Raw genomic sequence first — 12,750 nt, 5'->3', positions numbered from 1 at the left:
CTATTATGATAATTTAATGGACATTATCTCCCTTAGAAAGACTAATCGATACTTGAATCCATATTTTTAAAACTCAACCAAAAAGGTTTAATTTTATTATATAAAAAAAGTGGACGGTTGTCTACTAGGAATATCTATTTCTGCTACACACTTAATAGTGGTATTGACCTTGTTCTATATATGTGCTAGAATTATTGTTATATATTCAATGAAAGGCTTTACACAATATGTTTCCATTCATGCCAGCAGCACGAGCAAAAACTGTTTTTGATATCCCCTATCAAAGATTATATCAACTTGGTTTTAAAGGATTAATTTTTGATATCGATCAAACTCTTGTGATGCATGGCGCCCCCGCTACAGAACAAGTTATTGAACTTTTTCAAAATCTCAAAGCCATTGGTTTCCAAATTTTTCTTTTGTCAAACAACGACGAAGAAAGAATCACACAATTTAATCAACATTTATCTGTTCCCTTTATCCCACTTTCGGAAAAACCAAATCCTAAGAACTTTAAAAAAGCTCTTGACATGATGCAGCTAAAACCATTTGAAACAGTTATGATTGGAGATCAACTTTTTACAGATGTGCTCGGAGCTAGTCGTGCAAATATCTCCACTATCTTAGTTGATTTTTTATATGATCCTAAAGAAGGCGGAATTGGTAAAAAACGATGGGTTGAAAAATTAATACTTCATACTTACCCATTTTTGAGACAAAAAAATAAAAATTTAGATGTGATCAAAAAGGAGAAACAACATGGTTTTTTGGAATAAGGATCTATTATTTTGTGAAATTAGTCCTACAACATATAAAATCTCTTTAAAAAAAGAAAATCTAAAACGACATATACAGAACTTTAAACAAGGAAAAAAATTCTCTAAAATTCGTCAAGAAAAGATATTACCTAACTTAGTTTCATCATATTCTACCCAACTGATAAAACGTGGTCCTGGCATTGATATTACTCTTCAAAAAGGAAAAGCTACTAACATACAGATTGCTAGTAAAAATCTAAATAACATTATCATTCATCCAGGAGAAGAATTTTCTTTTTGGAGTTTAGTTGGTAATACAACTAAGAAAAAAGGATACCAGGAAGGGCGAGTTATTATTAATGGGAAAGTAGAACCTGATATTGGCGGAGGGCTATGTAATTTAGCTAACTTGCTTCATCTTTTAATTGTTCATAGTCCTATGAAAATTACAGAATTTCATTCTCACTCTGATGCATTAGACCCTGATAAGGGGACTCGGAAACCATTTGCGAATGGAACTTCTGTACAGTATAATCATCAGGACTATCGTTTTAAAAATAATACTGACCAACTTATTCAATTGAGAACATGGGTAGAAAATGATATTCTCTTCGGAGAATTACGCAGTGAATCCCAATTCCCATTCACTTATCAAATTGTCGAAGAAAATCATCATTTCAAAAAAGAAGGGGATCATTACTATCGTAACTCTATGATTTATCGTGAAAAAGTAGATAGAATAACTGAACAAATTTTAGAAAAAGAACTGATTTTAAAAAATCATTCAAAAGTCATGTATGATCCGAAGCTCATTCCTACTGAAATGATTAAACAATAATCTAAATATTCTACTATCAAAAAAGACTTAAATTCAAGATAAAAGGAACTATTATGAACACCACACCTAAATTAATCGTTATGCTGACACATAATGATCACACAGTTGAAAATGCTAGTGAAATTTTCGAATCCTGTAAAAACTCTAAAGCTCAGTATTGGGGATTTAAGGAAAAACCTCTTCCTATTTCTGAAATGAAGTCTCTATTCTCCAGAATGAAATCTTGCGGCAAAACTACTTTTCTTGAAGTTGTTGAATATGACGAAGAAAGTGGACTTCACGGTGCAAAAATTGCAAAAGAATGTGGGTGTGATATTTTAATGGGAACTGTCTTCTTTGATTCAATCAATCAATTCTGCAAAGAAAACAACATGAAATACATGCCATTTGTTGGACAAATTACTAATCGCCCATCTATTCTAGAAGGTTCTATCGAGGACATGATTTCTGAGGCAAAGGAATATCTAGCAAAAGGAGTTTACGGATTTGACTTGCTAGGGTACCGATATACAGGTAATCCTGTCGAACTAAACAATGCTTTTGTTCAAGCTATAGAGGCTCCCGTTTGTTTGGCTGGCAGTATTGATAGTTATGAACGTTTAGATGAAGTCATTGAGGCAAATCCTTGGGCTTTCACAGTCGGAAGTGCATTTTTTGACGAAAAATTTGGCACAGATTTTCATAAACAAATTAATAATGTTTGTAATTATATGGAAAAATAAGGCAAAATATGCTTTATAGCTAACTCTTTAATTTTATCCAATAAATTCGATTTTAATATTAACAAACTACCTTCTAAAAATTAGATTTTGCATCTAATTTTTAGAAGGTAATTTTTTTATTTTGAAATAAATTAGAAATTCAGAAAAAATGCTATAACTCTAAAACCATTTCAACATGAAAAATATTTCATGTTATCACTCTAAAAATCAGTGATGAAAATTCTAATTTTCAGACAAAAAAAGACATCCAAGAGAAAATTCTTGAATGTCTGTAAACGTTGATATAATCGTATTGATTAACGTTTTGAGGCAACTGACTTCGTCATGTTGCAGCCACATTTGTAAGCGACTAAAGTCGCAACAACTGTGTCAATTGCACCAATTTAGTAAGAAAGTACAAAAAGAACACCCCGAAAGGTGCTCTTTGTAAGTATAGTAATTCTCTCGAATTAACGTTTACTAAATTGTGATGTTTTACGAGCTTTCTTAAGACCTGGTTTTTTCTACATTATGATATTTATGGTAAATTATCACTAAACTCAAGTTCTTTTGAGATATAAAGCATAAATTTTTACATATATAATCCTTTTAAAAACTGAGAGGTTATCAAAGGGTTATCACTTTTTAGTTTTTGGAGCCTATGTAATTGAGAAATATGAATTACTGCATCATAAAGATGATGTACAGTCTAGCAACAAATGTACAGTTTCTTCGTGCCAGTGCAATTTCGTTTTCTATCCTGAAGATATTTAAATAGTGCAAGATGTTATTTCCAAACACTTAGAAATAATCAAATAAATTAAATATTATTTCTAAACATTTGAAAATAATTACTATTTGTATTATACTATCTGTGAGGTAACTATTATGAACTATATTAAAAGACCACATTATTTAGACTTTCTAAGAAGACATCGTGACCGCCAAATCATCAAAGTTGTGAGCGGAGTTAGACGAGCTGGTAAATCTGTTCTCTTTCAACTCTATAAAGAGGAGTTACTAGCAACTGGGGTAGACGAGGATCAGATTATATCCATCAATTTCGAAGATTTGAGTTACTATGACCTGCGACATTTTCAAACATTATTCGCTTATATAAAAGAGCGATTAGTTGAGGAAAAAACATACTATATCTTTTTAGATGAAATTCAACATGTTGAAAAATTTGAACTAGTAGCAGATAGTCTATTCATCTTGCCAAATGTAGATCTCTATTTGACTGGATCAAACGCCTACTTTATGAGTAGCCAATTAGCGACAAATTTGACTGGGCGGTATGTTGAGATAGAGGTTCTTCCTTTGTCATTTGAAGAATACCTATCAGGTCAATCTCTCACAGAGAATCTGAATACAACAGAAATTTTTAACAATTATCTCTTTAGTGCTTTCCCTTACTTATTGCAAACATCATCTTACGCTGAAAAAATTGACTATCTCAGAGGAATATATAACTCAATACTGTTAAATGATATTGTCACTAGATTGGGAAATCCAAATCCTACTATTATTGAGCGCATTGTCCGAACCCTTCTCAGTAGTACAGGTAGCTTAATATCAACAAATAAGATTCGCAATACCCTTGTCAGCCAAAATGTTTCAATATCCCACAATACTTTGGAAAATTATTTGACAACTTTGACAGATAGTTTACTTTTTTATTCTGTTCCACGTTTTGATGTAAAAGGTAGAGCATTATTGCAACGATTAGAAAAATATTATCCCGTTGATTTAGGTTTACGACATCTCTTATTACCAGACCACAAAGAAGACATTGGGCATATCTTGGAAAATATTGTATATTTGGAATTAAGACGTAGATATTCACAGGTATATGTTGGTAATTTAGATAAGTATGAAGTTGATTTTGTTGTTGTAACTGATCTTGGCCACTACGCTTATTATCAGGTCAGTGAAACAACACTTGCTCCAGAAACACTCGAAAGAGAACTTAGACCACTAGAAGCCATTAAAGATCAATTCCCAAAATATCTATTAACAATGGATACGATTCAGCTAACAGCCAATTACAATGGTATTGAGAAGAAAAATATCATAGATTGGTTACTAGAAAAGTAGATAAGTGCTGAACCCATAAATTGATGCACAAGAATAACACTCCTGTAGACATTTAACAGGAGTGTTTTGTTATGACCGAAAAAGCTTATTCAGTAGAAACTAATGTAGCCTTCAATTGTGAGTAATAGAAAAAGAACTATACAGATGCAGTTTTTTGCTAATCTGTATAGCTCAATTTAATTATAATCTGGTAACCCTAGAGATATAGTATGGAGTTTTATTTATTCCACCATCATACTTCTTATTATTTTTCTTCAGTAGGTATTTCTGATAAGGTGTATCAACCCCATCATCAAGATAAGTTTTTACTTCAATACCATTATCTGACACCTTCCATCTATAACTTGGTTCAATCCTCAATGGAGAAAATCCACCTCCACGACCACCTTTGGCAACTTCATAGAAAACTTTGTCTGCTTGTGAATAAAACCATTCTACCCAAGATTTTTTATCATTAGCTAATTTACGCCATTGTTTCTCGGTATAATACTTCAAAGGTACACTTACTTTTTTAGCAGGTGTGGGTAAAGCCTTAATAACATCTTCAAGTTGATATGTTTTATCACCTTTATATGTATTGTAATAATCTATTAGTTCACCTGGATTAAATTGACGCACATACAAAGAATAAGCGTTCATAACAGGTTTAGATTTTACCAGTTTAGAAAATTGATAAGCGTAACCATTGTCAATAATTTCTTTGATAATTAGTTCATCCTCAACAGACACTTTCCTTATTGGAGAATCACTTTCTACAAATACCGTTCTTTTATCTTTATTAAAAATTACTGCCCTTGTTAACCTCTCCACTATGCCATCTTTGGCATAGCGAATCTTGTCACGAACTATTTCTGGTAAATCTTTAACTAGACGACCTGGCAAATAAAGAATAAATTCTTTTCCTGGAGAGTGCGAATCTGCTATTCCATAAGGTTCAAGTGTATCAATTCTTACCCCCTTGAAAATCTTTGTTTCTCCAGCCTTAGGATAATCCAAATCAGTTAATATCATCTTGTATTCATATTCATTAACTTTAACTAGATTATTAAATTTACCTGTAAAATTAGAAACATACACTTGACCATTTGGATGATTTGGACCAGTGTTCAACCAATTAGGATCGCGGAAATTTCCCATGATATTACCATCTTTAGAAATTACCATTCCTGTGAACCGCCCTCTTCCAGTAGGGCCAAAGAAGAATGGTTTAGTTAGTTTTCCAAATATAGCTTCTGGATTACGAACTGGCTCACTACTATAATCACTTCCTAAATCACGCTCATAAATTGTACCTTTTAATTTACCATCAAATAAGGTTAATTCATCATTTAATGCCATGTCTTCCCGAATTAATCCCAATTTTTTAGCTTGCTTCAAAATTTCTAGTTCAGCCTTTAAAGTTAGATAACCATATGTTTCGATAGATATCTTTTTATCATTGACAGAAATAGGTGATGTAATAAGTTTTTCATTATTACCAGTAATTAGATTTGTTTTATCTTCTGTTTTCTCCCCAACTGAAAGGTTTGTTTTCGAATACGAAGATTCTATTCCTAACCCTGCATTAGCAGAAAGAGAAACTGTATCTATTCCTAATATTTTAGGTTTTACTTTTATTTCTGGACCACTTTGGACTGTGGCTTTAGCTTTTACTTCTCCCACTTTCATTGTATGATTTACAGTACGCTTATATTCAGGAACCCAATTTTGTAACTTAATTGAATTTTGAATTGAATATGTACTTGATACTGAAACAGTTAGACTCCCTTCAACAGTGGTCTTAATACTTATAGGAATATTTACAGTCACCCCTGTAACCGGTGTAGGCAAAATCAATTCTCCTAACGGAATCTCTAGACTTTTTATATTTTTTGATGTACTAAATTCTAAAGAACCTTCTGTGGTAAAACTCAATTCTTTATTGATATCAAAATTCATAAAATCTATTTTAGGAATCCAAAAATTTAAATCTACAGCATCTGACCAAACCTTACCTGAAATATTAAATGACAGCGTTCCTTTTATATTATCCTTACTAAGTAACGGAATTGATACAATTGGAAGAGATCCTTCAAGAGAGACACTTCTAAATAGACCTTGATCTGTATTTGATGCTTTTTTTACAGTAACTCCTTCAGCTGGAATAAAAGTAGCACGGTTGATACTAGACGACCAAGCTTTGGTATTGATATTCTGTACAACCTCGTACAATGATGGGACACTATATTCAATAACTGACTGATTATTAATAGTGCTAATAGAATTGATCTTAATAGCTTTAGAAGTCTCATAGATCTTAGATGGCGGAATAATTAGAATATCACCTACTCTAGCATCAATTTCTTTAGATAGTACTACTTTTTTCCCATTATCACTTTCACTCTGATATTGACCATCATTAACATAAATTACCTTACTTTTTAGATGGTAGTCAATCATATCATCTGAATATTTTCTTCCTAATTCAAAATGACCCTTTATATTTTCAATTATCGGATCACCATAAGGCAGGGGAGTAATTTTAGCTTCGAATCCATCAGATTTCAAGGTATACGATTGATTTGTGATTAAATGAGTAAACATATAACCATCAAAATCAGTATTAGTCTCTGCAACTAGTTTATTATCTTTATAAATTGAAACAGATTTTTCTTCTATAGCATTGCTTTTACTATCAAATGCATGTCCCGAAACAACTACATCTTTTCTTGATAGACCATTTGGTTTTGTACCTATATGATAAACTTTAGTAATTAATGGTATTTCTTTAGTAATTACTAATTCCGTTTGTTGTTCTTTGTTACTTAGATCTCGTTTTTTCTTAATATTTACCGTAACATAGCTAGCTTGAATATCTTGTAATTGTCTCTGACCCGCTAGAATTGTATTATCATAGACTTCTATTGTCTTAACCTGCACCAACTTTTCTCCATCTGGTGCTATAAGATTTAGCAATGGTGATCTATCTTTTGCCAACTCACGCACTTTTTCACGGTCGGTAACGACTGTTTTATTTTCAGATTCAGTAACCTCTACTGTATAGTAACCTGGGATAGGAGTTTTTTGTGTTGTTGCTTTAGATTCATCACCAAGAGTCGTCGCTGAGCTCGCACTTGGTACTACTTCACTAGTAGTAACTTGAGTTGCCGTTTTCTTCGTTCCAACCAGAACAACTTTATTTTGTGGTTCTTCTCTTGTTTCTGAGATTGTTTCCTTTACAGTTTCTACATTATCCACTAGGGTAATCTTTTGAATAGAAACTTTCTTCCCAAGTTTACCTTCTGTTTCTACCTTAGTCTCACCCTCAGCTAAAGAGCTATCCTTCTTAACAACCACTTCAAACGGAATGTCTTCTGTAGTACGCATGGTACGAATAACTTTTTTTGCTTTAACTATTGTAGGCTCTGCAATAGTTTTCAAGCTAGAGCTTGAAGCCTCAACTGGAGCTGGAATTTCTTCTTTTTTATCCTCTCCTACTGAAGATCCTGTTGAAGATGCTGTGCCTGTATTTTCCATTTTCTCATTTTTTTCAACTGTTGGCTTAACAGGAGTTGAAGTAGCAGTTGGAGTAGTTGTAACCGGCGTCTCATCTTCCACAACTTCCTCAGACAATATTTCCACTAATGTAGATGGGATAACAACGTTTGCTTCCTTGAGAAGATCCGTAATTGTCTTTTCTTCCGATACAGTATCTTTCTTGTAAACTTCAGTTACAGTTCGAATGATAATTAACTGACCATCCCGAAATTCTCGTGTTTCAACAGGTTGGCTCGTGCTAACTTTTGTATAACCAGTAACATCTTCTAAAGCATTCCCAGAGTCATCCACTTTGATAATTTTATCAATAACTTTAGGGTCTACAGGCTTGACTGATTCATCTTCTTTTGGTGGAATTATTGGTTCAACCGGATCAACTTTTCCTCTACTACTATCATCAATATCATCTTTCTCAGGTTTATCAGTTGAATTAATTGTATCCTTCATTGTATTCCTCTGAGATGGAAGTGGAGTTACAGTTGTAGTTGAATTCGTAACTACATCTTTACCATCAATATAACCAACAAAATGATATCCTGAAATATTCACTCTACCATCTGGAAACGTTGCACCTGCTGATATTGTTTCAGTATGGTTATAATTTGACAAAGTAGCAACCGTCAAAGCAGATACAGTTGTTACTGTCAAAACTCCTCCAACCAAAGAGATTGACAAAATACTCTTAACAATCTTCTTGTCTGCTTTACCAGTTTTCTTTATGATAAAAGCAACTAACAGTAGACCTGTTCCAACAACAGAAGCTAGAGGCAATACATTACTTCCAGTATTTGGTAAAGTATTATTTGCATTATCCTTTCGATAGATAACAAACAGATCTGAACCATCTACAAGATTATTTGGTAACTCATTTACAATGAGTTCTTTCTCTGTTTCTGTCAACTCATCTGTAGTAGCATATTTATAGTTTACTGTTATATCTGGTTCAGTCGCTGAAACTGTTCCAAGAGGAAGTGAAGAAAAGCCAATAATTCCAATAACGGCAGACACTGCACCAATTCCTGAAATTTTTCTCAGACTAAACTTTCTTCTACGTTCATCTGCATTAAACTTATCTTTTAGTTTCATAATGATCTCCTTTTTATTGATAAGCTACTTCCGTATATTCAAAAAGAAATAACTCATCTTATATACATTTTATCCTTATACCGAATGTTTTTCAAGTATTATCAGTATTTATTAGTAAATTATAAAAAATAAATTTATCTCTTAAATTAAAGGGGGTTGGGGATTCCCCAAAATTCAAATCACCCAAGAAGTACATACACTATGTGTATACAAAATTTTGGGAGTGTATGTATACAGACTCTGAGCTCACAAAGTCATATTATGAGAAATCTTTTCTTCTCGATAAAAAAATCCAAAAAATAAATTTAACAAACAAATGATTGAAATTTAGTGGAAACTCTTGATTTTTAAACAAAAAAAGACATCCAAGAGAAAATTCTTGAATGTCTGTAAACGTTGATATAATCGTATTGATTAACGTTTTGAGGCAACTGACTTCGTCATGTTGCAGCCACATTTGTAAGCGACTAAAGTCGCAACAACTGTGTCAATTGCACCAATTTAGTAAGAAAGTACAAAAAGAACACCCCGAAAGGTGCTCTTTGTAAGTATAGTAATTCTCTCGAATTAACGTTTACTAAATTGTGATGCTTTACGAGCTTTCTTAAGACCTGGTTTTTTCTACATTATGATATTTATGGTAAATTATCACTAAAATCAAGTAATTTTAAGAGATAAATCCTCAATATTTACATATATAATCCTTTTGAAAATCGAGAGGTTATCAAAGGGTTATCACATTTTAGTTTTCGGAGCTTATGTAGTTGAGAAATACGAAATACTGTATCATAAAGATGATGTACAGTTTAGCAACAAATATACAGTTTCTTCGTGCCTGGATAATTTCTTTTTCTATCCTGAAGATATTTAAACAGTTCTATATATTATTTCTTGTGAGTAATTTTCATCAAAAAATTTCATAGAGTAGCTCCCTAGAATCATGGAAAAGTAGTAAAAATAGTTGTTATCCTAGTTGATTAAAAAAATCCCTGATTTCCTCATCTTTTATAAAATAATATATAATTTTCCCCTCTCTTCTAGTGCCCAAGATGTTTTGATTGGCTAGTTTACGAAGATGGTGGGAAGTAGATGCCATACTGAGATTTAGTAAACAGGCTATATCACAGACACAGAGTTCTTCAACAGCAAGAAGATAGAAGATGATATTTATCTGTTTATTATCGGTAAATTTTGTTAAAATGCGAAGTGATTTTTGGACTTTTTCCTTTTCAAGGTAGTTCGTTGCGGTTGTAATATTTTGCTGATTTATAACATTCACTTGGCAGATACTATCTTTTTTCATAATATTTTCTCCTAGCCTAATATAGTCCATAGTATATCAAAACTGTTATTTTCAATCAGGATATATATCCCCAATCCTAAATAAACAACGGCAATAAACCATCTGCTATATTTTTCCAAAATTTCTCCAACAGAAGAGACTTGTGCCAATTTTTGGGCAGAAAAAACCAAGAGATAAATCATGACTAGAAAGGTAAGTAAAGCTACTATCAAATTTGCTAAATTTAAGGTAGTAAAATATGGAACAAAGACACCAATATTGTCAGCACCACAACTTGCAAAAGTAATCATAGCGACTAGAAATATCAGGTTTTTATTATCTTTGCGCAAACCTTCTTTGGCAATAGCTTCTCCATCAGAATCTCCTAAAAGCAAAACTTTGAGACCTAGGAAAATTGGAATCAAACCGAGTAAACCTAAAATCTCTTTACTAGGAATATAATTTAAGACAAATGCAAAAAGCAAACTTAGCAATATTAGACTAACAGAGCCTAGAAATTGTCCTAAATAGATGTTAATGATGTCTTTTCTGCTTTTTCTTTTGGCAAAAAATAACATTAGGATAATAAGTAAGTCTACGGCTGTCCCAGAATACAGGATTATTGAAGTAACAACATTTTGAATCATAAAATACCTCATTCAAATATATTTTTGAATGTATTCTAACATTAAACTTTGTAGATGTCAACTTAAAATCCACCAAAATATAGATAAGAAGTTAGTGTACCAAATATTAAAAAGCCCTGCCATCGAAATGACAGCAGGGCTTAACTTCAATATCCAGATAATATATTTATCTAAAAAAGGTACAGTTTTTATTGATTTGTAGTGCGATATAATGAGTTTCCAAAAATCAAAAATCGCTTAAAATCAATATTTTGACATCTATTGACGTGTACTGAAACCCTTACTTAACCTCTGTAAGGATATAATTACGGTACCAGTATATCATAAATAATAACAAAATCTTGACTTTCCGAAACATAATGATTTTCCCGAAAGAAAGAGATCAACCTAAAAAATTACTGTCTTACTTATGTAATGTTTCTTTAATATAATATAGAAATAAAAAGTATGTAAATGAAAAGATTTATCACATTACTTTTAGTGTCTCTATCTACAATTTTATTAATTGCATGCTCTAACCAATCAAGCAATTCTTTAGATGGCGAATACCGTTGAATAAACGAGAGTAGAAATGAAGTTGCCTTTACCATTTCAGGTAACAAAGGAAATAGCAACAAAGGAGAGGCCGACACCTTTACAATTGATAAAGACAGTGCAACAATCGAACCGACTGCCTCTAATATCATAAACCGAAAAGAGAATTATACCTTCAAGGATGACGTATTCACTGTAGATATTTCAGGAACAAAGCAGGAGTATTACAAAAAGGATAGTGAAGAAATACAGCGACAAGTAAAACCCTCAAACTATTTGATATTCTTTATACAATAAAAACGCTTTTGTACTGACCCCAAAAGTTAGATTTTTTCTGTCTAACTTTTGGGGGTCAGTACACACCCGCATAGCGGGTATTTTTTTGTCTCGCACCTAGCGGAGTGAGACAGGCTAATAGTCACATAATAAAAAATTTACTTAAAGTCAGATTTTAAATACTTTAGAATAGTTCTTTCTAAAACTTACTCCCAAATTTTTTTGCTCGTATAATTCATCAGGGGTTTGGGGTTTCCCCAAAATTCAAATCATCCCAAAAAGTACATACACTTTGTGTATACAAATTTTGGGATGATTTTGGGAGTGTGTGTATACAGACTCTGAGCTCGCAAAGTCATATTATGATAAATCTTTCCTTCTCGATAAAATAATCAAAAAATCACTTTAGCTGTACTTTGTGTGTACAAATATTTTAAGAAGATATATAAAAAACGCTGCAAAATTTTTAACAGCGTTTCTTTATTTTAAAATTCTCATATGTCTTTCTTTTTTATGGTTAGCATCGTAGTATTCCAGCATCGCATGATACAAACGAGCCTTCGTTTTATCTTGTTGTTTAATTCCATGAAGAAATAATTCTGCTCGCTTTAATTTCAATATGTATTCGCATATCTGATCAAAATCCTTATCCATATTACTTTTGAAAATAAACATCTTTTTCCTCCATCACATCAACTATTTTTTGCATCAATATAGACATATCCATTTTGTTTTCATAGCTTATTCTTCCAACTACAGTTGCAAGACGGGCTATATAATTGATATTCTTTCCGACTTGTTCCAACTCTTCTGTTAAAGGAACTAAACCTTCAAAGGAGACTTTTTGGATGTTCAAATCTGTTCGTATTAATTTTTGTCTAGCAAACTCAGAAAAATTACGAATATTTTCCTTCCTCATACAATCATTTAATTTTTTATTTTCTTTTTCTGTCAAAAATACCTGTTTCAACACCGATTTTATTCTCATACTCTT

At 32.2% G+C, this 12,750-nt stretch carries 10 protein-coding genes and 1 pseudogene; 6 read left to right on the top strand and 5 right to left on the bottom strand.

The features are described from left to right. Window positions 1–227: 227 nt before the first annotated feature. The 4 genes from SK578_RS01800 to SK578_RS01785 all read left to right on the top strand — a co-directional run bounded on the left by SK578_RS01800 (window position 228) and on the right by SK578_RS01785 (window position 4,394). Window positions 228–776 carry a YqeG family HAD IIIA-type phosphatase gene (locus SK578_RS01800; protein WP_042750123.1) on the top strand — a complete coding sequence of 183 codons (549 nt, stop codon included), beginning with the start codon at window positions 228–230 and terminating at the stop codon, window positions 774–776. Then, entirely contained in the window at window positions 760–1,596 is an 837-nt protein-coding gene (locus SK578_RS01795) for a VanW family protein (RefSeq protein ID WP_042750122.1), read from the top strand. The genes SK578_RS01800 and SK578_RS01795 overlap by 17 nt, the downstream gene beginning before the upstream one ends. A gap of 53 nt (window positions 1,597–1,649) precedes the next feature. After that, window positions 1,650–2,318: a beta/alpha barrel domain-containing protein gene (locus SK578_RS01790; RefSeq protein WP_042750120.1), complete on the top strand. Its 669-nt coding sequence runs from the start codon at window positions 1,650–1,652 to the stop codon at window positions 2,316–2,318. Window positions 2,319–3,185: 867 nt separating this feature from the next. Further along, window positions 3,186–4,394, top strand: a complete 1,209-nt coding sequence (locus SK578_RS01785) for an ATP-binding protein (protein WP_042750119.1) — start codon at window positions 3,186–3,188, stop codon at window positions 4,392–4,394. A 180-nt stretch (window positions 4,395–4,574) separates the two neighbouring features. Here SK578_RS01785 and SK578_RS01780 read toward each other — a convergent pair whose 3' ends face one another. From SK578_RS01780 to SK578_RS01770, 3 genes are all read right to left on the bottom strand, one after another. Further along, a complete protein-coding gene (locus SK578_RS01780; protein WP_042750117.1) occupies window positions 4,575–9,017 on the bottom strand; it encodes a G5 domain-containing protein in 4,443 nt (1,480 codons plus the stop codon). A gap of 964 nt (window positions 9,018–9,981) precedes the next feature. After that, the gene (gene cadX, locus SK578_RS01775) at window positions 9,982–10,320 is read right to left on the bottom strand and encodes a Cd(II)/Zn(II)-sensing metalloregulatory transcriptional regulator CadX (protein WP_000711088.1); all 339 of its coding nucleotides are present in this window, start codon (window positions 10,318–10,320) and stop codon (window positions 9,982–9,984) included. A gap of 11 nt (window positions 10,321–10,331) precedes the next feature. Continuing rightward, window positions 10,332–10,946, bottom strand: coding sequence for a CadD family cadmium resistance transporter (locus tag SK578_RS01770; protein ID WP_000615750.1), 615 nt, complete (start codon window positions 10,944–10,946; stop codon window positions 10,332–10,334). Window positions 10,947–10,974: 28 nt separating this feature from the next. Between SK578_RS01770 and SK578_RS11145 the strand changes: the two genes are divergently transcribed. Beyond that, window positions 10,975–11,148, top strand: coding sequence for a FanG protein (locus SK578_RS11145; RefSeq protein WP_071788300.1), 174 nt, complete (start codon window positions 10,975–10,977; stop codon window positions 11,146–11,148). A 251-nt stretch (window positions 11,149–11,399) separates the two neighbouring features. Then, window positions 11,400–11,777: pseudogene (locus SK578_RS11440) on the top strand (hypothetical protein). A gap of 459 nt (window positions 11,778–12,236) precedes the next feature. On the opposite strand, the gene SK578_RS01760 reads toward SK578_RS11440, so the two are convergent. Next, window positions 12,237–12,431 carry a hypothetical protein gene (locus tag SK578_RS01760; RefSeq protein WP_000469564.1) on the bottom strand — a complete coding sequence of 65 codons (195 nt, stop codon included), beginning with the start codon at window positions 12,429–12,431 and terminating at the stop codon, window positions 12,237–12,239. Continuing rightward, window positions 12,412–12,744: a hypothetical protein gene (locus SK578_RS01755; protein WP_042750113.1), complete on the bottom strand. Its 333-nt coding sequence runs from the start codon at window positions 12,742–12,744 to the stop codon at window positions 12,412–12,414. Before SK578_RS01755 ends, SK578_RS01760 begins: the two co-directional genes overlap by 20 nt. Window positions 12,745–12,750 lie beyond the last annotated feature (6 nt).

It is taken from the genome of Streptococcus mitis (assembly GCF_000722755.1).
GTDB lineage: Bacteria > Bacillota > Bacilli > Lactobacillales > Streptococcaceae > Streptococcus > Streptococcus mitis_CM.
Note: the sequence above shows the minus strand (reverse complement) of the source record. Positions and strands in the feature narration are given on the sequence as shown.